The organism is Streptomyces minutiscleroticus, assembly GCF_014650875.1.
Lineage (GTDB): Bacteria > Actinomycetota > Actinomycetes > Streptomycetales > Streptomycetaceae > Streptomyces > Streptomyces minutiscleroticus.
On sequence record NZ_BMVU01000001.1, the window covers coordinates 412,378 to 435,952 of the forward strand.

Consider the following 23,575-nt stretch of genomic DNA (forward strand, 5'->3'; position numbering starts at 1 on the left):
GGCCGCCGGGGAGAATGGGGTCCGTGCGCTACCGCATCCTCGGCACCACCCAGGCACTCCGCTCCGACGGCACGCCCGTCACCGTCGGCGGGGCGCGGCTGCGCGCCCTGCTGACCGTGCTCGCCCTGCGGCCCGGGCGCACCGTCCCCGCCGCCGTCCTGGCCGACGAGGTGTGGGGCGCCGACCCGCCCGCCGACGCCACGGGCGCGCTGCAGGCGCTCGTCGGACGGCTGCGCCGGGCGCTCGGCGCGGACGCCGTCGCCTCGGCCGAGGGCGGCTACCGGCTCACCGCGGGCGCCGACGACGTGGACCTGCACCGCTTCGACCGGCTCGCCGGCGAGGGCACCCGGGCGCTCGCCGACGGCGACGCGGAGAAGGCCGCCGTCCTCCTCGACGACGCCCTCGCGCTGTGGCGGGGGCCGGCCCTGGCCGACCTCCCGGACGGCGCCGCCGAGGCGGCCCGCTGGGAGACCCGGCGCCTGGACGCGCGCCGCGCCCGCCTCGCCGCGGACCTCGCCCTCGGCCGCGCCGGGCAGGCCCTGCCGGAGCTCACCGCCCTGTGCGACGGCCACCCGCTGGACGAGTCCCTGCAGCTCCTGCGGTTGCGGGCGCTGCGCGACGCGGGCCGCCCGGCCGAGGCCCTGGCCGCGTACGAGTCCGTGCGCCGGACGCTGGCCGACCGGCTCGGCTCCGACCCCGGACCGGAACTGCGGGCGCTGCACGCCGAGTTGCTGAGACCGGCCGACGGCCCGGCACCCGCTCCCCCCTCGGGCGCCGGGCCGTCCGCCGGACACGGGGGGAGCGCGTACCGCCACCGCCCCGCGGCACCGGACCCGGCGTCCCCGGGGGCGGCGCCGGTCCCGTCCCCCGGCAACCTCCGCGCCCGCCTCACCTCCTTCGTCGGGCGGGCCGCCGACATCGAGGCCATCGGCGAGGACCTCGCGGGCGCCCGGCTCGTCACACTGCTCGGGCCCGGCGGGGCCGGGAAGACGCGGCTGTCGCAGGAGGCCGCCGAGGCGGTCCTGCACACCGTCCCGGACGGCGTGTGGCTGGCCGAACTGGCGCCGGTCGACGACCCCCAGGCCGTGCCGGAGGCGGTGCTCACCGCCCTCGGCGCGCGCGAGACCGTGCTGCGCGGCGCCGGCGCCGAGGAACTGCGGGTGGCCTCCGAACGGCACGACGACCCCCTCGTACGCCTCGCCGAGCACTGCGCCAAGCGCCGCATGCTGCTGATCCTCGACAACTGCGAGCACGTCGTGGACGCGGCGGCCCGCCTGGTCGAGCAGCTCCTTCAGCGCTGCCCCGGCCTGACGGTGCTGGCGACCAGCCGCGAACCCCTCGGCGTGCCGGGGGAGGTGCTGCGGCCCGTGGAGCCGCTGCCGGAGCCGTCCGCGCTGCGGCTGCTGGCCGACCGGGGCGCCGCCGCCCGGCCCGGCTTCCGGGTCGAGGACGACCCCGCGGCCGCCGCCGAGATCTGCCGCCGCCTCGACGGGCTGCCCCTCGCCATCGAACTGGCCGCCGCCCGGCTGCGGATGCTCACCCCGCGCCAGATCGCCGACCGGCTCGACGACCGCTTCCGGCTGCTCACCTCCGGCAGCCGCACCGTGCTGCCGCGCCAGCAGACGCTGCGCGCCGTCGTCGACTGGTCCTGGGAACTGCTCGGCGCGGACGAGCGGGACGTGCTGAGCCGCCTGTCCGTCTTCGCCGGCGGCTGCGACCTCGCCGCCGCCGAGGCCGTGTGCGGTCCGGCCGCCCTGGAGGCACTGGGCTCCCTCGTCGACAAGTCCCTGGTCGTGGCCGCCCCCGCGGCCGACGGCACGATGCGCTACCGGCTCCTGGAGACCGTCGCCGAATACGCGCGCGAGCGGCTGGAGGAGTCCGGCGCCCGGGCCGCCGCCGAGCGCGCCCACCTGACGTACTACCGCGAGCTGGCCCGCACCACCGACCCCGGGCTGCGCGGACCGGGGCAGCGCGCGGCGATGGAGCGCTTCCAGCTGGAGTACGAGAACCTCCGCACCGCGCTGCGGCACGCGGTCGCCGAGGAGGACGAGCAGGAGGCGCTCTGCCTCGTGCTGTCGATGGCCTGGTACTGGCAGATACGCGACCTGCGCGTCGAGGCGCGCAACTGGTCCCGGGAGGCCGTACGGCTCGGTCCCGACCCGTTCGCCCGGCCCGTGCGCCCGGCCGAGCCGCTGTACGAGCGCTGCACCGACGCGCCGCCGCCGATGGGCCCCCAGGTGCTGGCCGAGGCCCGGCGCGGCGTCCACCTGGTCCACCTGGCCTGCATGGACCTGGACCTGGACGCGTGGCAGACGCCGGCGGCCCGGGACAAGCTGCGCGCCGTCGCCGAGACCTACCGGCCGGGTCTGCCGCAGACCTGCCGCGCCCCCGGCAACCTGTGGTTCTTCGCCGTGCTGCTGACCGGCGACATGGACCGGCTGCGCACCGTCGTCGACGCGAACGTGGAGACCTGCCGGGAGCTGGGCCACGCCTGGGAGCTGGCCGCGGCCCTGCAGTGGCGCGCCACCATCCTGGCCAACCGCTCCGACTGGGCGGGCGACGCCGTCCGGGACGCGGACGAGGCGCTGGAGACCTTCCGGCGGATCGGGGACGCCTGGGGCACCGCCGAGGCGCTCTCCGCGCGCGGCGAGGCGTGGGAGCGCAAGGGCGCGTACGCGGCGGCCGCGGCGGACTTCGAGGAGGCGGTCGCGCACACGGAGCGGCTCGGCGCCCACGCCCAGACGGTCGTCCTCACCGCCCGGCTCGGCAACGTGCTGCTGGAGGGCGGCGAGGCGGAGCGGGGTGAGCGGCTCCTGCGCGAGGTGCTCGCCCGGGCCCAGGACACCGCCCACGAGGCCCTGTCCGCCGCCCGCCTCTTCCTCGTGGCGTGGCTCGGCCACACCGGCCGCACGGAGGAGGCGCGCGAGCAGCTGGTGTGGCTGCGCGAGGAGTTCCGTGCGGGCGCCTTCGTGACCTTCGAGGGGATCATCCTCGGCGTGGAGGCCTGCCTGGACGCGTTCGACGGCCGGTACGAGGAGGCGCTGGACGGGGTGCGCCGGGCCCTGACGCGCGCCCGGGACGCGCTGTCCCTGATGATCACGCCCCACCTCCCCTCCGTCCACCTCGGCGTGGCGGCCCTCGTCCTGGCCCGGGCGGACGGCGGCCGGCGGGCCGCCGACGCGGCCCGCTGCCTGGGCGCCGCCGACGCCATGCTGTCGGCCGATCACGTCACCGGCCTGGTGGAGCGCCGGGTGCACGCGGACGCCGAGGCGGCGGCGCGCGCGGTCCTGGGCGAGGAGGCGTACGGGGCCGCGTACACCGAGGGCGGCGGGCTCTCCCTGGAGGAGGCCGCCGCCCTGGTCTGACGCGCAGGGCGCCGCGAGGGCACCGGGGGTCAGCTCTTCGTGCGGAACTTGTGGATCGCGACCGGCGCCATCACCGCCGTCAGGGCCACCGACCAGCCCAGCGTCACCCACAGGTCGTGCGCGACGGGACCGCCCAGCATCAGGCCGCGCGCGGTGTCCGCGAGCGAGGAGAGCGGGTTGTAGTCGGTGAAGGCCTGCAGCCAGCCCGGCATCGAGTCGGTCGGCGCGAAGATCGACGAGCCGAACTGCAGCGGCATCAGCACCAGGAACCCCATCGCCTGCACGGACTGGGCGTTCTTCATGATCACGCCGAGGGTGAGGAACACCCACATCAGGGCCGAGCCGAACACCGCGGACAGGCCCACGGAGGCGAGCAGGCCGGCCCAGTCGGTGACGTCGAAGCCGACGAGGACGGCGACGACCAGCAGCACCGCGGTGGCGAACAGCATCCGCAGCAGCTCCACCGCGATCTTGGCGAACAGCACGGAGCCGCGCCCGATCGGCAGGGACCGGAAGCGGTCCATCACCCCGGAGTTGAAGTCCTGGTTGAAGCCGGTGCCGACCCCCTGGGCCATGTTCATGCCCATCATGGCCATCAGGCCGGGGACGACGTACTGCACGTACGCCTGCTGCCCGCCGCCCAGGGACTGCCCGATGGAGCCGCCGAAGACGTACACGAACAGCAGGGTGAAGACGACCGGGAACAGCAGGGCGTCGAACATCGACTCCGGGTCCTGGCGGATCCACAGCAGGTTGCGCCGGACCAGCGCGCCGGTGTGGCGCAGATGGGCGCGCAGCCCGATGCGGCCCTCGCCCTGCGCGAGCCGCGCGGCGGGCGCGGCGACGGTGGCGGAACTCATACGGGTACCTCTTCGCGGGTGTCGGCGGGCACGGCGTCCTGCGGGGCACCGGCGCGGTGGCCGGTGAGGGACAGGAACACCTCGTCCAGGCTGGGCAGTTCGGTGGTGACGGAGGCGAGCGTGATCTCGCGGGCGGTGACCGCGCCGACCACCGCCGTCAGCTGCTCGTCGCTCAGGACCGGCACCAGCACGGCGCCGCGCTCGGCGTCGACGGTGGTGCCGGCGAGCCCGGTGATGCCCAGGCCGTCCAGCGCGGCGGCGAGCGGGCGCAGCTGCGCCGGGTCGGCCGGGCGGACGCGCAGGGTGCGGCCGCCGACCCGGGCCTTCAGGTCCTCGATGCCGCCGTGGGCGATCACCTTGCCGCGGTCCACGACGGTCAGTTCGGAGGCGAGCTGCTCGGCCTCCTCCATGTACTGGGTGGTGAGCAGCACGGTGACGCCCTCGCCGACCATGCGCTCGACCTCGTCCCACACCTCGTTGCGGGTGCGCGGGTCCAGGCCGGTGGTGGGCTCGTCGAGGTAGAGGACCGCCGGGTGGCCGATCATGGAGGCGGCGAGGTCGAGGCGGCGCCGCATGCCGCCGGAGTACGTGGCCGCCGGGCGCCTGGCCGCCTCCGTGAGCGAGAAGCGCTCCAGCAGCTCGTCGGCGCGGGCGCGGGCCCGCTTGCGCGGCAGGTCGAGCAGCCGCCCGATCAGGTAGAGGTTCTCCCACCCGGAGAGCTTCTCGTCGACCGAGGCGTACTGGCCGGTGAGGCCGATCACGCGGCGCAGCTGCCGGGGCTGGCGCACCACGTCGTACCCGGCGACGGTCGCGTGCCCGGCGTCGGGCGTCAGGAGGGTGGACAGGCAGCGGACGAGGGTGGTCTTGCCGGCGCCGTTGGGGCCGAGCACCCCGAGGACCGTGCCCTCGCGGACGTCCAGGTCGACCCCGTCCAGCGCCTTGGTCGCGCCGAAGTGCTTGACCAGCCCCCGTACGGTGACGGCGGTGCCGCCGCCGGGCTTGTCGTCGATGTGTGTCATGCCCACCAAGCTGTCAGCCGCCGCCGACAGAACACCGACAGAACACCGATAGGCAACGACAGTAACCGATATGTCGTCCACGAAACCGTGGCAGACTCGTCGGCCGCTCCTCCCGGGCGGCTCCCGGCCTTCCCGCACGGCCCCGGACCCGCGCCCGCACGGCCCCCGGACAGGGGACGGCCCCGCCGACGGGGGAAGATCGGCGGGGCCGTCCGGGTGCGGCAGTGGCTTCGGGGGACCCGGCCGCGGGCCCCGTGTCCGCCCTAGTGGACGGAGTGCTCCTCCTGAGGGAACGTTCCGCCGACGACGTCCTCGGCGAAGGCGCGCACCGCGTCGCCCATGACGGTGCGCAGATCCGCGTACCGCTTGACGAACTTCGGCACGCGGCCGGAGGTCAGGCCGAGCATGTCGGTCCAGACGAGGACCTGCGCGTCGGTCCCGGCGCCCGCGCCGATGCCCACCGTCGGGATCTGCAGCGTGCGCGTCACCTCGGCCGCCAGCTCCGCCGGGACCAGCTCCAGGACGACCGCGAACGCGCCCGCGTCCTGCACCGCCTTGGCGTCGCGCAGCAGCTGCTGCGCCGCCTCCTCGCCGCGGCCCTGCACCCGGTAGCCCATCGCGTTCACCGACTGCGGGGTCAGGCCGATGTGCGCCATCACCGGGATGCCGGACTCCACCAGCAGCTCGATCTGGCGGTGCGAGCGCTCGCCGCCCTCCAGCTTCACCGCGCCGACCCCGGCCTCCTTCACCAGGCGGGTGGCCGAGCGCAGCGCCTGCACCGGGCCCTCCTGGTACGAGCCGAACGGCAGGTCGCCGACGATCAGGGCGCGCGAGGTGCCCCGGACGACGGCCGCCGAGAGCATCGTCATCTCGTCGAGGGTGACGGGCACGGTCGTGTCGTACCCCAGGTGGCAGTTGCCCGCCGAGTCGCCGACGAGCAGGACCGGGACGCCGGCCTCGTCGAAGACGGACGCGGTCGCCGCGTCGTAGGCGGTGAGCATGGGCCACTTCTCGCCGCGCTCCTTGGCGGCGGTGATGTCGCGGACGGTGATGCGGCGGGTGCCCTTGCCCCCGTACAGCGCCCTGCCGCTGTCGGAGGGCTTGAGCGGGGACTGCTTCTGGGCAGCCGGAAGCTGCGTCATCGCAACGGCTCCTTCTGTCATCTCGAGGCGCCCTGACGGCGTCCCCGGACCACCTCCATGGTGGCATCCGGCACCGCGGCCCGGCTAGGGCCCCTTGCCGCGTACGCCGCGCCCCGGTTCCCGGCGGACCGTATGTGAGCGTTTCGTCACAGATCCCGCACCCCGGGCGCGCGAGCGGAACTGCCGGCACCCGCCCGCTCGTCCTCGTTTCCCGTACGGCCGCCCCGGGGCGGCGGGAACCGCAGCGATCATCCCCTAGGGTTCTTGGGTACCGGGGACGAGGTGCACGGCAGGTTGTGAGGCGAGGCATGGCGCAGGCGTACATGACGGAGACCGGAAGCGGCGGCTCGGGACCCGAGCGCCGGGGGAACCGGTTCCGGCGCCTGGCGGACACGCTGCGCCGCGACCGCCGGATCTGGCGCCGCGGCCTGGTCGTGGCCGCGCTCGCGGTCGTCCTGGCCCTGGTGATGGTGCTGCACGCGCAGATCCCCAACTCCATCGGCAACACCGGCAGTCTGACGGAGACGTTCCTGCCCTGGTTCGGCCTGGGCGTGCCCGTGCTGCTGGTGCTCGCGCTGGTCCGCAGGTCGGCGACCGCGCTGATCGCGGTGGTGCTGCCCGCGCTCGTCTGGCTCAACCTGTTCGGCGGGCTGCTCACCACCAAGTCCACCACCGGCGGCGACCTCACCGTCGTCACGCACAACGTCAACGCGGACAACCCCGACCCGGCCGGCACCGCCCGCGACGTCGCCGCCTCCGGCGCCGACGTGGTGGCCCTGGAGGAGCTGCAGGCCTCGGCGGTCCCCGTGTACGAGCGGGCGCTCGCGTCGGCGTACAGGTACCACTCCGTGCAGGGCACCGTCGGCCTGTGGAGCAAGTACCCGATCAGCGGGGCGAAGCCGGTGGACATCAAGCTGGGCTGGACGCGGGCGATGCGCGCGACGGTCGCCGCCCCGTCCGGTGACGTCCGCTTCTACGTGGCCCATCTGCCGTCCGTGCGCGTCAAGCTGGAGGCCGGGTTCACCGCGCGGCAGCGCGACAAGAGCGCCGACGCCCTCGGCGAGGCCATCGCCGACGACCCGCTGGGCCAGAAGATCCTGCTCGGCGACCTGAACGGCACCATGAACGACCGCGCCCTGAAGGCCGTGACCTCCCAGATGCGCTCCACCCAGGGCGCGGCGGGCGACGGCTTCGGCTTCAGCTGGCCCGCGTCGTTCCCGATGGCCCGCATCGACCAGATCATGGTGGAGGGCGTGGAGCCGGTCGGCTCCTGGTCGCTGCCGGCCACCGGCAGCGACCACCTCCCGGTGGCGGCCCGCGTCAAGGTTTCCGCAACGGCCCCGTAACCCCGCGGAATACTTCACCTGCCACACTTTGTTCCGTACGTAAACTTAACGTGCCCGCGCCCCCGTGCGCGGGCACGTCCATGCGGGCGGCCCCGGCCCGTCCCGGCGGCCCGCGCCGCACCGCACGCACCGCGCCGCGTACGGCTCCCCGCCGCACGTGGTGCTCCGCCCGCTCGAACCCGTGAAAGGTGAAGGGATCCCCATGCCCCTGGCCCTGCTCGCCCTGGCCGTGGGTGCCTTCGGCATCGGCACGACCGAGTTCGTGATGATGGGCCTGCTGCCCGACGTCGCGGACGACCTGGACATCTCGATCCCCAGCGCCGGGCACCTCGTCTCGGCGTACGCGCTCGGCGTCGTCGTCGGCGCCCCGCTGCTCGCCGCGGTCACCGCGAAGCTGGCCCGGCGCACCGTACTGATCGGCCTGATGGTGCTGTTCGTCGCGGGCAACGCGCTGTCGGCCCTCGCCCCCGGCGAGTACTCCCTGCTGGCCGCCCGGTTCGTCAGCGGGCTGCCGCACGGCGCCTTCTTCGGCGTCGGCGCCGTCGTCGCCACCACCCTGGTCGCCCCCGAGCGCAGGGCCCGCTCGGTCTCGCTGATGTTCCTCGGCCTGACCGTCGCCAACATCGCGGGCGTGCCCGCCGCCACGCTGATGGGCCAGCACTTCGGCTGGCGCGCCACGTTCCTCGCGGTCAGCGTCATCGGCCTGGCCGCCATCGCCTCCCTGGCGCTGCTGGTCCCGCAGGACCGCACGCACGGCGCCGCGGGCGGTCTGCGCGGCGAGCTGGCCGCGCTGCGCTCGCTGCCCGTGTGGCTCTCGCTCGGCACCACCGTCGCCGGGTTCGGCGCCCTGTTCTCGGCGTACAGCTACATCACGCCCATGCTCACCGACTCCGCCGGGTACGCCGGGTCCAGCGTGACCCTGCTGCTCGCGCTGTTCGGCGTCGGCGCCACCGCGGGCAACCTGCTCGGCGGCCGGCTGGCCGACCACTCGCTGCGCGGCACCCTCTTCGGCGGCCTCGCCGCGCTCGTCGTGGTCCTCGGCCTCTTCCCGGTCCTGATGGCGGCGCAGTGGAGCGCGGCGGTCGCGGTCACCCTGCTGGGCACGGCCGCGTTCGTCACGGGCTCCCCGCTGCAGCTGATGGTGATGGAGAAGGCGTCCGCCGCCCCGTCGCTGGCGTCCTCCGCCAACCAGGCGGCGTTCAACCTCGCCAACGCGGGCGGCGCCTGGATCGGCGGCCTTGCCCTGGCGGCCGGCCTCGGCGCCACCTCCCCGGCGCTGGCGGGCGCGGTCCTGGCCGTGCTCGGTCTCGCGGTGGCGGGGGTGGCGTACGCGGTGGACCGCCGCGCGGCCGCCCCGGCGGACCGCACGGGCCGCCTGGTCGCCGCGCACGTCCCGCGCCACACGGGGACGGCCGCGGAGGCGGCGGAGACCGCCGGCCACTGAGACGGTGACGGACACGAAGGGGCGCCCGGTGCGAAGGCACCGGGCGCCCCTTCGCCGTGTCCGGCGTGCGCCGCGGGTCAGAGGCGCTCGCGCCACTTGTTGGTGATCGGCAGGCGGCGGTCCTTGCCGAAGCCCTTCGCCGAGATCTTGGTGCCCGGCGGGTACTGGCGCCGCTTGTACTCGGCCGTGTCGACCATGCGCAGCGTCTTCGCCACCAGCTCCGGGTCGTACCCGGCGGCCACGATCGCGTCCGCGCCCTGGTCCCGGTCGACGTACATCTCCAGGATCGTGTCCAGGACCGGGTAGTCCGGCAGCGAGTCCGTGTCGACCTGGCCCGGGGCCAGCTCCGCGCTCGGCGGCTTGCTGATGGAGTTCTCCGGGATCGGCGGCGTGTGGCCGCGCTCCTCGGCCGCGCGGTTGCGCCACTTCGCGAGCCGGAAGACCGACGTCTTGTACACGTCCTTGATGGGCCCGTACGCGCCCACCGAGTCGCCGTACAGCGTCGAGTAGCCCACCGCCAGCTCGGACTTGTTGCCCGGGGCCAGCACGATGTGGCCCTCCTGGTTGGAGATCGCCATCAGCATCGTGCCGCGCAGCCGGGACTGGAGGTTCTCCTCCGCGAGACCGGTCAGGCCGAGCGAGCCCATGTACGCGTCGAACATCGGCTCGATGGGCACGGTGCGGAAGTTGAGGCCCGTGCGGCGCGCCAGCTCGGCGGCGTCGCCCTTGGAGTGGTCCGAGGAGTACTTCGAGGGCATCGAGATGCCGTACACGTTCTCCGCGCCCAGCGCGTCGCACGCGATCGCGGCCACCAGCGCCGAGTCGATGCCGCCCGACAGACCGACGAGCACGGAGCGGAAACCGTTCTTCGCCACGTACGCGCGCAGGCCGGTCACGAGCGCGGAGTAGACCTCCTCGTCGTCGTCGAGGCGGTCGGCGTAGCCGCCGGTCAGCTCCGGCTCGTAGGCCGGGAGCGGGTCGGCGGACAGCACGACGTGGTCGACGCGCAGGCCGTCGTCCACGGTGCCGGACGGCGGCTCGGGCGCGGCGGCGGGCAGGTCCAGGTCGAGGACGACGCAGCCCTCCGCGAACTGCGGGGCGCGGGCGACGACCTCGCCGTGCCTGTCGACCACGATGGAGTCGCCGTCGAAGACGAGCTCGTCCTGGCCGCCCATCATGGCGAGGTAGGCGGTGGTGCAGCCCGCCTCCTGGGCGCGCTTGCGCACCAGCTCCAGGCGGGTGTCGTCCTTCTCGCGCTCGTAGGGGGAGGCGTTGACGGAGATCAGCAGGCCCGCCCCGGCGGAGCAGGCGGCCGGCACGCGGCCGCCGTCCTGCCAGAGGTCCTCGCAGATGGCGAGGGCCACGTCGACGCCGTGCACGCGCACGATCGGCATCGTGTCGCCGGGCACGAAGTAGCGGAACTCGTCGAAGACGCCGTAGTTCGGCAGGTGGTGCTTGGCGAAGGTGAGCACCACCTCGCCGCGGTGCAGGACCGCCGCCGCGTTCTGCGGGGCGCCGGCCGGCTGGCCGTACTTGGGCTGCGCGGTCTCGCAGCGGTCGAGGTAGCCGACGATCACCGGCAGCTCGCCGAGGCCCTCCTCGGCGAGGCGCGCGGCCAGCGCGTGCAGGGCGGCGCGCGACGCCTCCACGAAGGACGACCGCAGGGCCAGGTCCTCGACGGGGTACCCGGTCAGCGCCATCTCCGGGAACGCCGCCAGATGCGCTCCCTGGTCGGCGGAGTGCCGGGTCCAACGGACGATCGCCTCGGCGTTCCCGGAGAGGTCGCCGACGGTCGAGTCGATCTGATTCAGAGCGAGGCGTAGTTGAGGCACACGTCCAGTGTAATCGTCAGAGCGACACGATCGGGTGAAGGACGCGACGCCGGAGCGTCACGGGGGCACGTGAGGCGCTACGGTGCGCTCCCGCAGCGGGGGCCCGCTGCGGGAGCGCACCGTAGCGCCTCCTCCGGGGCCGCGGGCCCGGGCGGCGCCCCGGCCCGCGGCCCCGCCCTCACGGCCCCTGCGACGCCGGGCGGCACCGGTCGCAGGGGGAGCGGCGAGGAGTTGCCGTTCCCACGAGTGCGGTGCCGAGCGGCCGCCGGTCGCAGAGCGAGCGGCAGGAGCCGTCGTCCTCATGGACCCGGTGCCGCGCGGCCTCCGGCCGCGGGGGAGAGCCGCAAGGGGTCGCCGTTCTCACCAGCTCGGTGCCGCGCGGTCCCCGGTCGCAGGAGGGGAGCCGCGAGAGGGCCGCCGTTCTCATGGGCGCGGTGCCGCGCCCCGTTTCCGCAGCATGTCCGCCATCAGGTCGATCTCCGCCTCCTGCCCCTCGACCATGGTCCGCGCGAGCCGGCGCTCCGCGCCCACCTCGCAGCGCGCGGCACAGCCCTCGGCCATGTGGACGCCGCCCTTGTGGTGGTCGGTCATCAGCTGCAGGTACAGCACCTCGGCCCGCCTGCCGCGGAGCGAGCCCAGCCGCTCCAGCTCGGCGTCCGTCGCCATGCCCGGCATCAGCGCGCCGTCCTCGCCGGGCGGCATGCCGCCCATGCCCATCCAGGTCATCGGCGGATCGGCCGACACCTTCGGCAGCTCCCACAGGTCCAGCCAGCCCAGCAGCATCCCGCGCTGGTTGGCCTGCGTCTGCGCGACGTCGTACGCGAGCCGCCGCACCTCCTCGTCGTCGGTGCGGTCGCGCACGACGAACGACATCTCCACGGCCTGCTGGTGATGCACCGTCATGTCCCGTGCGAAGCCCGCGTCCGCGGAGTCCGCGGACGGCGTCCGCGGCCCGGAGCCGCGCCCGTCCGCGCCGGAGGCGTCCCCGTCCGCGACCGCGTACGTGATCGCCCCGGCCGTCACCAGCGCGGCCGCCATGACACCGGCCGCCAGGAACCGTCCGGCATGCCGCATCCCGCGTGTCCTCCTCGTCGGGTGTCGAGTGGCCCCCGGCCGGAGAGCCCCCGTCCGTGCCGCCCTCACTCCGACAGCCCGCCCGTGCAGGAGGCCCCCGGCTCGGGCGTCTGCTCGCCCTGGACGAACTCCGAGAAGAACGCGTCGAGGGCGGGGTCGTCCGCGCCCTTCACGGCGCGCTGTCTGCCCCAGGCGCTGAGCACGACGGGGTCCTTCTGCTCCGCCACCGGGCTCATCAGCGTGTACGGCGTCCTGCGGACCTTCTCGGCGAGCGCCTTCACCTCGGCCTCGGGCGCCCTGCCGTTGTACGTGACCCAGACGGCGCCGTGCTCCAGCGCGTGCACGGCGTTCTCGTCCCTGACCGCCCCGGCGTAGACGTCGCCGTCGCAGTTCATCCACACCGGGGCGTGGTCGCCGCCGACCGGCGGCGTCATCGGGTAGTCCACGTCCCCGGAGACGTGGTGGCGCGACAGCGTGCCCCGCCAGGTCCGTACGCCGTCCTCGCCCGTCACGAAGCGCCCCGGCGCGTCCGTCCCGCTCGCCCCGCCCGCCGCGTCCGCCCCGTTCCTGGCGTCGCCGCCCGCCGGGGTCCGCTCGTCGGCGGCGGACCGCTCCGAGACGACGTACGTGCCGCCGGCCACGAGCGCGGCGACCACCAGCACGCTCCCGGCGACGGCGCGGACACGGCCGCGGCGCGTCCCCTCGGCGCGGCTCGGGTGCGACGGCGTGCCGGAATCCGGGGCGGTACCCATGAAGTGCGTCCTTTACGGAGAGAGCAGAAGCGATCACCGATCGTAGCCAAGAATCGCGCGGAGGTGTGAGGGGAGGCGCGACTCCCGCCGGCAGGCCCGTTCCGCGCCCGCCTTGCCCCACTTGTCCGGGTGGTCGCCCGCGCGGCGGGCCGTACGGAGACCGCGTGGGGGTCGCCCGTTACGCGGGCGCGGGTGAGCAGGCAGTATGGGCGGTAGCGCAGTGCATCTGCCGTACGCGGGGCGTTCGGACCGGGGACGGTCGGCCGATCATGGTCCGCAACGCGCGTGAAATGGTGTTGTGGTGGGATGCTCAGGTGCCCGACTGCCCCCGGTGACGTGAGTGCAGGCAGCCTGACCAGCAAGGATGGGTGGAAGCGGAAGATGGACAAGCAGCAGGAGTTCGTGCTCCGGACACTGGAGGAGCGCGACATCCGGTTCGTGCGTCTGTGGTTCACGGACGTGCTCGGCTTCCTCAAGTCGGTCGCCGTGGCCCCGGCCGAGCTGGAACAGGCGTTCGACGAAGGTATCGGCTTCGACGGCTCGGCCATCGAGGGCTTCGCCCGGGTCTACGAGTCCGACATGATCGCCAAGCCGGACCCGTCGACGTTCCAGGTGCTGCCGTGGCGCGCCGAGGCGCCCGGCACCGCGCGGATGTTCTGCGACATCCTCATGCCGGACGGCTCGCCGTCCTTCGCGGACCCGCGCTACGTGCTCAAGCGGGCCCTGGCGAAGACCTCCGACCTGGGCTTCACGTTCTACACGCACCCGGAGATCGAGTTCTTCCTGCTGAAGGACAAGCCGGTCGACGGCGCGCGGCCGACCCCGGCCGACAACTCCGGGTACTTCGACCACACCCCGCAGAACGTCGGCATGGACTTCCGCCGCCAGGCGATCACCATGCTGGAGTCGATGGGCATCTCGGTGGAGTTCTCCCACCACGAGGGCGCCCCGGGCCAGCAGGAGATCGACCTGCGCTACGCGGACGCGCTCTCCACGGCCGACAACATCATGACGTTCCGCCTGGTCATGAAGCAGGTGGCGCTGGAGCAGGGCGTGCAGGCCACGTTCATGCCGAAGCCGTTCTCCGAGCACCCCGGCTCGGGCATGCACACGCACCTCTCCCTCTTCGAGGGCGACCGGAACGCGTTCTACGAGTCGGGCGCCGAGTACCAGCTCTCCAAGGTCGGCCGCTCCTTCATCGCGGGCCTGCTGAAGCACGCCGCCGAGACCTCCGCGGTCACCAACCAGTGGGTCAACTCCTACAAGCGCATCTGGGGCGGCACGGAGCGCACCGCCGGCGCCGGCGGCGAGGCCCCGTCCTACATCTGCTGGGGCCACAACAACCGCTCGGCCCTGGTCCGCGTGCCCATGTACAAGCCCGGCAAGACCGGCTCGGCGCGGGTCGAGGTCCGCTCCCTCGACTCGGGCGCGAACCCGTACCTGTCGTACGCGGTCCTGCTCGCCGCCGGCCTCAAGGGCATCGAGGAGGGCTACGAGCTGCCGCCGGGCGCCGACGACGACGTGTGGGCCCTGCGCGACGCGGAGCGCCGCGCCCTGGGCATCGAGCCCCTCCCGCAGAACCTCGGCGAGGCCCTGACCCTGATGGAGCGCAGCGAACTCGTCGCCGAGACGCTGGGCGAGCACGTCTTCGACTTCTTCCTGCGCAACAAGAAGCAGGAGTGGGAGGAGTACCGCTCCGAGGTCACCGCCTTCGAGCTGAGGAAGAACCTGCCGGTGCTGTAGGCGGGGCGGCCCGGTCCGCGGAACGCCGCGCCCCGCACCCGCACGACGGGTGCGGGGCGCGCGGCGTGTCCGCCGCCGGCACCTCCGGGAACCCCGCGCCCCCACCCGTGACCGTCCGGCCGGCGGCCGGCCCCGCGACGCCGTTCCCCAGGAGCTCCCCCCGGTGAAGACCCCCGCGACCGTCGACCCGGCCCCGCCGGGCGATCTCCACCCGACCCACGTCTGGTACACCTCGTACGGCTCCAACACGGACCTGGCGCGGCTCGCCTGCTACCTGCGGGGCGGCCGGCCGGCGGGGGCGGTCAGGGAGCAGCCCGGGTGCCGGGACCCGGGGATGCCCGCCCGCTCCCTCCCCGCCGAACTCCCCGGCGCCCTGTACTTCGCCACCGAGTCGCAGGTGTGGGGCGGCGGCAGGGCGTTCTACGACCCCCGGGCGAGCGGCCGCGTCCTGGCCCGGGCGCACCTGGTGTCCGCGGCCCAGTTCTCCGACATCGCGGCCCAGGAGATGTACCGCGCGCCGGGGGAGCCCCTGGACCTGGCGGAGGTCCTCACCCGCGGCCGGGCGACGCTGGGGCAGGGGCGCTACGAGACGCTCGTGCACGCCGGCCGGGTCGACGGCCTGCCCCTGCTGACCTTCACGGCCCCCTGGCGCATGGACGACGTGGAGCACACCCCTCCGTCGCCCGCCTACCTGCGCTGCCTGGTCTCGGGCCTGCTGTCGGCGGACGCGTGGTCCCCGGAGACGATCACCGCGTACGTCGCCGCGTGCCCGGGGGCGTACGGCCACTGGCCGGCGGACGCCGTGGCCGGCGTGGTGCGCGACTGCCGGGCCGGCGGCCCGGCGCGCACCCGGCACGCCGGGTGACCCGAATACGCGGACCACGCGGCCCCGCGGACGCGTGCTCCCGCGGGCCCGCCGCCCCGGCGCTTCCCGCTCCCCGTGCGGTTAGGCTCGGTCCGTACGACCTTGATCCGCTCGATCCACAGGAGGCCGGGGATGACGGCGCCGGGGCGCAGAAGCAGTACCTTCACGCGGCTGCTGCGGCACGGCTTCACCGATCCCTCCGCCGCCGAGCGGCTGCTGGAGAGCGGGGAGCTGGCGCCGATACGGAACGACCCGGTGCTGCTCGACGCGCTGGGCGCCACCGCCGACCCGGACCAGGCGCTGCTCGGGCTCGTGCGGCTGGCCGAGGCGCAGCCCGGGCCCAGCGGGCAGCGCGAGCTGCTGGACACGCTGATCGCGTCCAAGCCCCTGCGCGACCGGCTGCTCGGGGTGCTGGGCGCGTCCGAGGCCCTGGGGGACCACCTGGCCCGGCACCCGCTGGACTGGCAGGCGCTCGTCACCTACGAGGCGCGGGACCTGCACCCGGGGACGGCCGAGTTCGAGCGCGGGCTCGCCGAGGCCGACGACCCGGTGTCGCTGCGCGTCGCCTACCGGCGGTGCCTGCTGTCCATCGCCGCCCGCGACGTGTGCGGCACCATCGACGTCGTCGAGACCGCCGCCGAGCTGGCCGACCTCGCCACCGCCACGCTGCGCGCCGCGCTCGCCGTCGCGCGGGCCGCGGCGCCCGAGGACGCCGCGCTCGCCCGGCTCGCGGTGATCGCGATGGGCAAGACCGGCGGCCACGAGCTCAACTACGTCTCGGACGTCGACGTCATCTTCGTGGCGGAGTCGGCCGAGGGCGCCGACGAGCAGAAGGCGCTGCGGGCCGCGACCCGGCTGGCCTCCCACCTGATGCGGATCTGCTCCGAGACGACCGTCGAGGGGTCCATCTGGCCCGTCGACGCCAACCTGCGGCCCGAGGGGCGCAACGGACCGCTCGTGCGGACCCTGTCCTCCCACGTCGCGTACTACCAGCGGTGGGCGAAGACCTGGGAGTTCCAGGCGCTGCTCAAGGCCCGGCCCGTCGCCGGCGACATGGAGCTGGGCCGGGAGTACGCCGACGCGCTCTCGCCGCTCGTCTGGCACGCCGCCGAGCGCGAGAACTTCGTCGCCGACGTGCAGGGCATGCGCCGCAGGGTCGTCGCGAACATCCCCGCCGCCGAGATCGAGCGCGAGCTGAAGCTCGGCCCCGGCGGGCTGCGCGACGTGGAGTTCGCCGTGCAGATGCTCCAGCTCGTGCACGGGCGCGCCGACACGACGCTGCGCTCGGGCACCACGCTGGACGCGCTGAAGGCGCTGGCCGACGGCGGGTACGTCGGGCGCGCCGACGCCGAGCAGCTCGACGCGGCGTACCGCTTCCTGCGCTCCATGGAGCACCGCATCCAGCTTCACAAGCTGCGCCGCACCCACCTCGTGCCCGAGGACGAGGCCGACCTCAGGCGCCTGGGCCGCTCCCTCGGCCTGCGCACCGAGCCGGTCGCCTCGCTCACCCGGGAGTGGCGCCGGCACGCCGCCGTCGTGCGGCGGCTGCACGAGAAGCTCTTCTACCGGCCGCTGCTCGACGCGGTCGCCCAGCTCGCGCCCGGCGAGGCGCGGCTGAGCGCCGAGGCGGCCCGGGAGCGGCTGACCGCGCTCGGCTACGCGGACCCGGCGGCGGCCCGGCGCCACCTGGAGGCGCTGGCCTCGGGCGTCTCGCGCAAGGCCGCCATCCAGCGCACGCTGCTGCCCGTGCTCCTCGGCTGGTTCGCCGACTCCGCCGACCCGGACGCGGGACTGCTGAACTTCCGCAAGGTCTCCGACGCGCTCGGCAAGACCCCCTGGTACCTGCGGCTGCTGCGGGACGAGGGGGCCGCCGCCGAGAACCTCGCGCGCGTGCTGTCCGCCGGGCGGCTCGCCCCCGACCTGCTGCTGCGGGCCCCGGAGGCGGTGGCGCTGCTCGGCGACGGCACCGGCCTGGAGCCCCGCGGCCGCGTCCAGCTGGAACAGGAGATCCTCGCCGCGGTCAACCGCGCCTCCGGGGGCGAGGCGGCCGTCACCGCCGCCCGGGGCGTGCGGCGGCGCGAGCTGTTCCGCACCGCCGCGGCCGACATCATCGGCTCCTACGGGACCGAGGAGTCGCCGGCCGAGGCGGACCAGGGCGCGCTCGTGGACCTGGTGGGCGGCGCCGTCTCCGACCTGACCGCGGCGACCCTCGCGGGCACGCTGCGGGCGGTGGTGCGGGACCACTGGGGCGACGAACTGCCCACCCGGTTCGCCGTCATCGGCATGGGGCGCTTCGGCGGGCACGAGCTGAACTACGGCTCCGACGCCGACGTGCTGTTCGTGCACGAGCCCCGCGAGGGCGTCGACGAGCAGGAGGCGTCCCGGGCCGCGAACCGGGTCGTCTCCGAGATGCGGCGGCTGCTGCAGCTCCCCAGCGCCGACCCGCCGCTGATCGTCGACGCCGATCTGCGCCCGGAGGGCAAGTCGGGCCCGCTGGTGCGGACCCTGAAGTCGTACGAGGCGTACTACCGGCGGTGGTCGCTGGTGTGGGAGTCGCAGGCGCTGCTGCGCGCCGAGTTCGTCGCGGGGGACGAGGACCTGGGGCGGCGGTTCACGGAGCTGGTCGACCCGCTGCGCTACCCGGCCGGGGGGCTCGGCGAGGACGCGGTGCGCGAGATCCGGCGGCTCAAGGCGCGCATGGAGGCGGAGCGGCTGCCGCGCGGCGCCGACCCGACGCTCCACACCAAGCTGGGGCGCGGCGGCCTGTCCGACGTGGAGTGGACGGTGCAGCTGCTGCAGATGCGGCACGGCGCCGCCGAGCCGGGGCTGCGGACGACCCGCACCCGCGAGGCGCTGGCCGCCGCGCGGGCCGCCGGTCTGATCGGGGACGAGGAGGCGGCCACGCTGGACGAGGCATGGGTCCTGGCCACCCGCGTGCGCAACGCCGTGATGCTGGTCAGGGGCCGGGCGGGCGACACCTTCCCCCCGGACACGCGGGAGATGGCCGCCGTGGGCCGCTACCTGGGCTACGGGCCCGGTCACGTGGGCGACATGCTGGACGACTACCGGCGGACGACGCGGCGGGCGCGCGGCGTGGTGGACCAGCTCTTCTACGGCGCGACGGAGCGCTGAGCGGCTTCCGCGCCGTCGCCGCCTGCGGCGGCGCGGCGGCGGACCGCCACCCGGATCCGGACCCGGTCGCGTCCCGGGGTCCTCCCGGCCGCCTTCCCGGCGGCCCGCTCCGGGGACCCCTCCCGGCCCTGCGGCAGGCGCGGCAGCGCGTGGGGCAGCGCCCCGTACCAGAGGGAGGCGACCAGATAGCCGAAGGCGACGCAGAGCAGGCCGCCCACCGCGTCGAGCCAGAAGTGGTTGGCGGTGGCGACGATCACCACGAGCGTGGCCACCGGGTACAGCGCGCCCAGCACGCGCAGCCACGGCACCCGCGCCAGGGCGAGGACCGTGAGGCCGCACCACAGGGACCAGCCGATGTGCATGGAGGGCATCGCGGCGTACTGGTTCGACATGTGCTTCAGGTCGCCCGAGGCCATGGACCCCCAGGTGTCGTGCACCAGGACCGTGTCGACGAAACCGCCGCCGGGCACCAGGCGGGGCGGGGCCAGCGGATACAGGTAGTAGCCGACCAGGGCGACCGCGGTGGTCGCGAAGAGGGCGAGGCGGGCCGCCGCGTACCGGCCCGGATGTCTGCGGTAGAGCCACACCAGGACGGCGAGCGTGACCACGAAGTGCAGCGTGGCGTAGTAGTAGTTCATGCCGACGACCAGCCACGTCACGCCGTTCACGGCGTGGTTGACGGTCTGCTCGACGGCTATCCCGAGGCGCTGCTCCGCGGACCAGATCCAGTCGGCGTTGCGCAGGGCCTGCGCCTTCTGCTCCGGCACCGCGTTGCGGATGAGCGAGTACGTCCAGTAACTCACCGCGATGAGCAGGATCTCGAACCACAGGCGGGGACGGCTCGGCGTCCGCAGCCGGCGGAGCAGGGCAGGGGCGGCCCGCCCCGCGCCGGGCCCGTCGGCCTCGTCCGCGACGGGGGCCACAGCGGCCTGCTGCCGGCCGTCCGCAGTCGTCACGGTCGTCTCACCCATAGGGACAGAGTCTGCCAGATAACCTCTACCCCACAGATCATCCCCTGGGCGGGTGTCGACCGCATGTTCTACCCCCGGGGAGTCAGGGTCCTCTCCACCTCGGGGACGAGGCGGTCACCTAGGGGCGGAAGCGGTCGAACCGCGCACCACCAGTTCCGGCATGAACACGAACTCGCTGTGCGGGGCGGGCGTCCCGCCGATCTCCTCCAGGAGCGTGCGCACGGCCGCCTGGCCCATGGCGGGCACCGGCTTGCGGACCGTGGTCAGCGGCGGGTCGGTGAAGGCGATCAGCGGGGAGTCGTCGAAGCCGACGACCGAGACGTCGCGGGGGACCTCCAGGCCGCGCTGGCGGGCCGCCCGGATCGCGCCGAGCGCCATCATGTCGCTCGCGCACACCACGGCCGTACAGTCGCGGTCGATGAGGGCGGCGGCCGCGGCCTGCCCGCCCTCCAGGGTGTACAGCGAGTGCTGCACGAGCCGCTGCTCGATCTCCTCCGTGCCCAGTCCCAGCAGGTCCTGCACGGTGCGCACGAAGCCCTCGATCTTGCGCTGGACCGGCACGAACCGCTTCGGGCCCAGCGCGAGCCCGATACGGGTGTGGCCGAGCGAGACGAGGTGGGTGACGGCGAGCGACATGGCGGCCCGGTCGTCGGGCGAGATGAAGGGCGCCTGCACCTTGGGGGAGAAGCCGTCGACGAGGACGAACGGCACGCCCTGGCCGCGCAGCCGCTCGTAGCGCTGCATGTCGGCGGAGGTGTCGGCGTGCAGTCCGGAGACGAAGATGATGCCGGCGACGCCCCGGTCGACCAGCATCTCGGTCAGCTCGTCCTCGGTGGAGCCGCCGGGCGTCTGGGTGGCGAGCACCGGGGTGTAGCCCTGCCGGGTCAGCGCCTGCCCGATGACCTGGGCCAGGGCGGGGAATATGGGGTTCTCCAGCTCCGGGGTGATCAGGCCCACCAGACCCTCGCTGCGCTGGCGCAGCCGGACGGGGCGCTCGTAGCCGAGCACGTCCAGGGCGGCCAGTACGGACTGGCGGGTGGTGGCGGCGACGCCCGGCTTCCCGTTCAGGACGCGGCTGACGGTCGCTTCGCTCACCCCCGCCTGAGCAGCGATGTCGGCAAGCCGTGTGGTCACGGGATGGGACTGTACCGGCCGGGTCTGCCGTTGCCCACCGGCCGGACGCCGTGTGCGGGCGGTCGAACGGCCCGCGGCGGGCTGCTGCGTCATCGCGCTCCCTCGTGTACTGGTCGGCGTCCGACGCGCGCGCCGGAAGGAGTGGGGTCCTGCCGTCCTTGACGGGGCGATGATCCTCGCACCGGACCGGTGTGGCAAGAGCTTGCAGAGTCTTGCACAAGACTCGTCCACCCCTGCGAGCGGCGTCAACTCCGGGTCTCTACGGGGGCGCGGCCGGATCACGGCCGGGTAACTGTCGCCCCCTCTTGCACTTTTTTGCTGCAAGGTCTTTCGGATCGCTTACATCGCTGTTACGTTCACGTCGCCCGGCCGCCCCGCAACGGCGCAGTCGGCAAGTCGGCAGAGGAACGGCGGACGGGACCGTTCCTCGACCACACGGGCTTTCACCCTCAAGGAGAACTCATGCGGCGTGGCACAGCGGCCACCGCGCTGGTGGCGTCCCTCGCCCTCGCGGCGACGGCCTGCGGCGGAAGCGACGGCGGCGACAGCGCCGAGGGTCCGGTCACCCTCACCTACTGGGACACGTCCAACGCCACCAACGAGGCGCCGACGTACAAGGCCTTGGTCCAGGAGTTCGAGGCCGCCCACAAGGACATCAAGGTCAAGTACGTCAACGTCCCCTTCGACCAGGCGCAGAACAAGTTCGACACCGCCGCCGGCGCCTCGGGCGCCCCGGACGTGCTGCGCTCCGAGGTCGGCTGGACCCCGGCGTTCGCGAAGAAGGGCTACTTCCTGCCGCTCGACGGCACCGAGGCCCTCGCGGACCAGGACAAGTTCCAGGCGAGCCTGATCGAGCAGGCCCGGTACGAGGGCAAGACCTACGGCGTCCCGCTGGTCACCGACACCCTGGCCCTGGTCTACAACAAGCAGCTCTTCGAGAAGGCCGGCGTCGAGGTCCCCAAGACCTGGGACGACCTGAAGAAGGCCGCCGCCACCATCAAGGAGAGGACCGGCGTCGACGGCTACCAGGGCTCCGCCGCGGGGTACTACGGGCAGCCGTTCCTCCACGGCGAGGGCACCGACACGGTCGACGCCGAGGGCAAGAAGATCACCGTCGCCTCGGCCGAGGCCAAGAAGGGCTACAAGACCTGGCTCGGCCTGTTCGACGGCAAGGGCCTCGGCAAGGCCGACACCACCGCCGACGCCTACGCCCACAAGCAGGACGCGTTCGTCAACGGCAAGGTCGCCTCGATCATCGAGGGCCCCTGGGAGATCACGAACTTCTACAAGGGCTCGGCCTTCAAGGACAAGGAGAACCTGGGCATCGCCACCGTCCCGGCCGGCTCCACCGGGAAGGCGGGCGCCCCGACCGGCGGCCACAACCTCTCCGTGTACGCGGGCTCGGACAAGGCGCACCAGGAGGCGGCGCTGAAGTTCGTGAACTTCATGACCTCGGCGAAGTCCCAGGAGACCGTCGCCCTGAAGAACTCCACGCTGCCCACCCGCGAGGACGCCTACACGGACGAGGTGAGGGCCGACCCGGGCATCGCCGGCTACCAGGGCGTGCTCGCCGCGGCCCAGCCGCGTCCGGCGCTGCCCGAGTACAGCTCCTTCTGGACCCCCCTCGACGACGAGCTGCCCGCGATCGCGAGCGGCAAGAAGTCCCTCGACAAGGGGCTGAGCGACGCGGAGACGGCGATCGCCGAGCTGGTGCCGGACTTCGGCAAGTGATCCGCGCGGCCGCCGCGTCCTTCCCCGGACCCCGGGTGAACGGCCGCGGCGGCCTCCGCCCGGTGCCGTGCGGCCCGCGACGCCGCCCGCGCCTGGCTCCACCGGCCGCCCCGGGCCGTACCCCTGAACACGCAGAAGGTGTCGAACCATGACAGTCGCCATCGACCGAGCGACCGGCAAGCGGCGCGGTGGGCCGGCCCCGCGCCGCGGCCCGCTCCAGCGCCTCAGGCAGGGCTACCAGAAGTACTGGTACGCGTACGCGATGATCGCCCCGGTGGTCGCCGTGATCGGCGTCCTCGTGCTCTACCCGCTGGCCCGGGGCCTCTACCTGACGTTCACGAACGCCAACAGCCTCAACTCCGCCCGCACCATCGGCGTGAACGAGATCGAGGCCACCTACGAGTGGATCGGCCTCGACAACTACGCCGACATCCTGTGGGGCCCGACCGCCTACGACCGGTTCTGGTCGCACTTCATCTGGACGATCGTCTGGACGGCGCTCTGCGTCACCCTGCACTACGTCATCGGCCTCGGCCTCGCGCTGCTGCTCAACCAGAAGCTGCGCGGCCGCACCCTGTACCGGCTGATCCTGGTGCTGCCGTGGGCGGTGCCCACCTTCGTCACCGTCTTCGGCTGGCGCTTCATGCTCGCCGACTCCGGCGTCATCAACAACGCGCTGGACTCGATCGGCCTGCCGACGCCGCTGTGGCTGGAGGACAGCTTCTGGCAGCGGTTCGCGGCGGTCATGGTGAACACCTGGTGCGGTGTGCCGTTCATGATGGTCTCGCTGCTCGGCGGGCTCCAGTCCATCGACTCCTCGCTGTACGAGGCCGCCGAGATGGACGGCGCGAACGCCTGGCAGCGCTTCCGCCACGTCACCCTGCCGGGTCTGAGGTCCGTCAGCTCCACCGTGGTGCTGCTCGGCGTGATCTGGACGTTCAACCAGTTCGCGGTGATCTTCCTGCTCTTCGGCAACACCGCGCCCGACGCGCAGATCCTCGTCACCTGGGCCTACCAGCTGGGCTTCGGCCAGCAGCCGCGCGACTACGCGCAGTCGGCCGCCTACGGCATCCTGCTCCTCTCCATCCTGATCGTCTTCACCTCCGTCTACCGCCGCTGGCTGGACCGCAACGGGCAGCAGCCCGCGCTCTGAGGCAGGAGTTCC

General features: G+C 73.9%; 16 protein-coding genes. 8 read left to right on the plus strand and 8 right to left on the minus strand.

The features are described from left to right. Positions 1 to 14 precede the first annotated feature (14 nt). Positions 15 to 3,365 (plus strand): AfsR/SARP family transcriptional regulator, encoded by a 3,351-nt coding sequence (locus IE271_RS01640; RefSeq protein WP_190188266.1) that lies wholly within the window; start codon positions 15 to 17, stop codon positions 3,363 to 3,365. Positions 3,366 to 3,394: 29 nt separating this feature from the next. Here the strand turns inward: IE271_RS01640 and IE271_RS01645 are convergent, their stop codons facing one another. The 3 genes from IE271_RS01645 to panB all read right to left on the minus strand — a co-directional run bounded on the left by IE271_RS01645 (position 3,395) and on the right by panB (position 6,386). Further along, a complete protein-coding gene (locus tag IE271_RS01645; protein ID WP_190188267.1) occupies positions 3,395 to 4,225 on the minus strand; it encodes an ABC transporter permease in 831 nt (276 codons plus the stop codon). Continuing rightward, positions 4,222 to 5,244, minus strand: a complete 1,023-nt coding sequence (locus tag IE271_RS01650; protein WP_190188268.1) for an ATP-binding cassette domain-containing protein — start codon at positions 5,242 to 5,244, stop codon at positions 4,222 to 4,224. Before IE271_RS01650 ends, IE271_RS01645 begins: the two co-directional genes overlap by 4 nt. A 263-nt stretch (positions 5,245 to 5,507) precedes the next feature. Further along, positions 5,508 to 6,386 (minus strand): 3-methyl-2-oxobutanoate hydroxymethyltransferase, encoded by an 879-nt coding sequence (gene panB / locus IE271_RS01655; protein ID WP_190188269.1) that lies wholly within the window; start codon positions 6,384 to 6,386, stop codon positions 5,508 to 5,510. 308 nt (positions 6,387 to 6,694) lie between these two features. Between panB and IE271_RS01660 the strand changes: the two genes are divergently transcribed. Both IE271_RS01660 and IE271_RS01665 read left to right on the plus strand, forming a co-directional pair. After that, positions 6,695 to 7,732, plus strand: coding sequence for an endonuclease/exonuclease/phosphatase family protein (locus IE271_RS01660; protein ID WP_190188270.1), 1,038 nt, complete (start codon positions 6,695 to 6,697; stop codon positions 7,730 to 7,732). 202 nt (positions 7,733 to 7,934) lie between these two features. After that, positions 7,935 to 9,176 carry an MFS transporter gene (locus tag IE271_RS01665; protein ID WP_190188271.1) on the plus strand — a complete coding sequence of 414 codons (1,242 nt, stop codon included), beginning with the start codon at positions 7,935 to 7,937 and terminating at the stop codon, positions 9,174 to 9,176. A gap of 77 nt (positions 9,177 to 9,253) precedes the next feature. Here IE271_RS01665 and IE271_RS01670 read toward each other — a convergent pair whose 3' ends face one another. The 3 genes from IE271_RS01670 to IE271_RS01680 form a co-directional block, all read right to left on the minus strand. Further along, entirely contained in the window at positions 9,254 to 11,008 is a 1,755-nt protein-coding gene (locus IE271_RS01670; protein WP_190188272.1) for an NAD+ synthase, read from the minus strand. 423 nt (positions 11,009 to 11,431) lie between these two features. Then, positions 11,432 to 12,082 carry a DUF305 domain-containing protein gene (locus IE271_RS01675; RefSeq protein ID WP_190188273.1) on the minus strand — a complete coding sequence of 217 codons (651 nt, stop codon included), beginning with the start codon at positions 12,080 to 12,082 and terminating at the stop codon, positions 11,432 to 11,434. Positions 12,083 to 12,147: 65 nt separating this feature from the next. Next, a complete protein-coding gene (locus tag IE271_RS01680; RefSeq protein ID WP_190188274.1) occupies positions 12,148 to 12,834 on the minus strand; it encodes a thioredoxin-like domain-containing protein in 687 nt (228 codons plus the stop codon). 381 nt (positions 12,835 to 13,215) lie between these two features. On the opposite strand from IE271_RS01680, the gene glnA2 reads away from it, so the two are divergent. From glnA2 to IE271_RS01695, 3 genes are all read left to right on the plus strand, one after another. Next, a complete protein-coding gene (gene glnA2, locus IE271_RS01685; RefSeq protein ID WP_190188275.1) occupies positions 13,216 to 14,577 on the plus strand; it encodes a gamma-glutamylpolyamine synthetase GlnA2 in 1,362 nt (453 codons plus the stop codon). Between the two features lie 163 nt (positions 14,578 to 14,740). Further along, a complete protein-coding gene (locus IE271_RS01690) occupies positions 14,741 to 15,442 on the plus strand; it encodes a histone deacetylase (protein ID WP_190188276.1) in 702 nt (233 codons plus the stop codon). A gap of 132 nt (positions 15,443 to 15,574) precedes the next feature. Continuing rightward, entirely contained in the window at positions 15,575 to 18,574 is a 3,000-nt protein-coding gene (locus tag IE271_RS01695; RefSeq protein ID WP_190188277.1) for a bifunctional [glutamine synthetase] adenylyltransferase/[glutamine synthetase]-adenylyl-L-tyrosine phosphorylase, read from the plus strand. On the opposite strand, the gene IE271_RS01700 is transcribed toward IE271_RS01695, so the two are convergent. Together IE271_RS01700 and IE271_RS01705 are read right to left on the minus strand one after the other, a co-directional pair. After that, positions 18,553 to 19,545, minus strand: coding sequence for a phosphatase PAP2 family protein (locus IE271_RS01700; protein WP_190188278.1), 993 nt, complete (start codon positions 19,543 to 19,545; stop codon positions 18,553 to 18,555). The two genes, IE271_RS01695 and IE271_RS01700, sit on opposite strands and share 22 nt — an antisense overlap. A 114-nt stretch (positions 19,546 to 19,659) precedes the next feature. Next, positions 19,660 to 20,679 carry a LacI family DNA-binding transcriptional regulator gene (locus tag IE271_RS01705; RefSeq protein ID WP_190188279.1) on the minus strand — a complete coding sequence of 340 codons (1,020 nt, stop codon included), beginning with the start codon at positions 20,677 to 20,679 and terminating at the stop codon, positions 19,660 to 19,662. Positions 20,680 to 21,141: 462 nt separating this feature from the next. Between IE271_RS01705 and IE271_RS01710 the strand changes: the two genes are divergently transcribed. Both IE271_RS01710 and IE271_RS01715 read left to right on the plus strand, forming a co-directional pair. Next, positions 21,142 to 22,410 carry an extracellular solute-binding protein gene (locus IE271_RS01710; protein WP_190188280.1) on the plus strand — a complete coding sequence of 423 codons (1,269 nt, stop codon included), beginning with the start codon at positions 21,142 to 21,144 and terminating at the stop codon, positions 22,408 to 22,410. A 148-nt stretch (positions 22,411 to 22,558) separates the two neighbouring features. Next, on the plus strand, positions 22,559 to 23,563 hold the full coding sequence (locus IE271_RS01715) for a carbohydrate ABC transporter permease (protein ID WP_190188281.1): 1,005 nt from the start codon (positions 22,559 to 22,561) through the stop codon (positions 23,561 to 23,563). Positions 23,564 to 23,575: the final 12 nt, after the last annotated feature.